The following is a 1,130-nucleotide window of genomic DNA, read 5'->3' as shown; positions in this document are numbered from 1 at the left end:
GCGGACGACGCCGACGACGAGAACGACGCGGCCGACGACAACTCCGGCACGGGCGCCCGGGACGACGCGGACGACAAGGCGGAGGACGCCGCCGAGGCGAAGGCCGCGGATGTCACGGCCGCCGACGCCGTGGACGCCGCGCTGAAGCACCGGGCCGGTACGGCGGTCTCGGCCGACCTCGACGACGAGGGCACGAACCTGGTGTGGGACGTCGACGTCCTGACCAACGGCGGCAAGTGGTTCAGCGTCCAGGTCGACCCCGGCACCGGCAAGGTCCTCGGTTCGCACGCCGACCGGGACGACGACGGTGACGACGCCGCCGAGACCGAGCAGATCCGGGCCGTCCTGAAGGGCAGCTCCGTGACCGCCGCGGAGGCCGCCGAGGCTGCCGCCGGCAAGGGCACGGTGACCTCCGTCGACCTCGACGAGGAGAGCAAGGACAAGGCCTGGGAGGTCGACACCACCGCCGCCGACGGCACCGGCAGCGACTGGAGGGTGAACCTCGACTCCGGCAAGGTCACCGCCGACCGCTCGAACGACTGAGCCCTCACAGGGGCCCGCACGAACCACCGGAAGGGGTGACCGCCGACCGGCCGTCATCCCTCCAGGCGGACCGCGTCTTCCTCCCCCACACCCCGGGAGACCGGCTCCTCCTCCCCCGCCGGGAAGGCCGACACCTCGGCTCCCCCCGGAGGTACGAGGCCTTCCTCACCCCACAGGTAGGGGCACCCGACACCGGGTGCCCCTACCGCTGTTTCAGGGGCCTGTGCGAGTCGTTCGGACCCCGCTCACCTCAGTTCGCCGGTTCGCTCCGCAGCGCCCCGCTCCGACTCCACCGCGCTCTCCCACGGCCGCACCGCACGGCCCCGCCGCCTCCCCGCCCCCACGGCGGTCGCCGCGAGCAGCGCCGCCCCGCCCGCGAGGGCGAAGCCGAGGGTCGGGGAGAAGTGGGCCACCAGGAGGCCCGAGGCGGCCGCGCCGACCGAGATGTCGGCGTTGACGGCGGTGTTGACCCAGGCGCCGGACTGGGTGCGGGCGTCGGCCGGGGCGGAGGCGTCGGCGACCAGGTCACGGGGGCGGGTGCGGGTGGGTACGTGGTTGCTCGCGCAGTTCCCCGCGCCCCTTCAGGC

Annotated in this window: 2 protein-coding genes; one reads left to right on the top strand and one right to left on the bottom strand. The window is 74.6% G+C overall.

Annotation, left to right across the window (positions count from 1 at the left end):
* The coding region (locus ACFU53_RS48115; protein WP_384007052.1) for a PepSY domain-containing protein at nucleotides 1–543 on the top strand (543 nt) is incomplete at its 5' end.
* A 245-nt stretch (nucleotides 544–788) separates the two neighbouring features.
* Here ACFU53_RS48115 and ACFU53_RS48110 read toward each other — a convergent pair.
* Complete coding sequence (locus tag ACFU53_RS48110) at nucleotides 789–956, bottom strand: hypothetical protein (protein WP_384007049.1); 168 nt, start codon at nucleotides 954–956, stop codon at nucleotides 789–791.
* Between the last annotated feature and the right edge of the window lie 174 nt (nucleotides 957–1,130).

Origin of the sequence: Streptomyces sp. NPDC057474 (genome assembly GCF_042802555.1) — a bacterium.
Classification (GTDB): Bacteria; Actinomycetota; Actinomycetes; order Streptomycetales; family Streptomycetaceae; genus Streptomyces.
The sequence above is the reverse complement of the archived record's forward strand: the minus strand, read 5'-3'. Positions and strand labels throughout refer to the sequence as shown.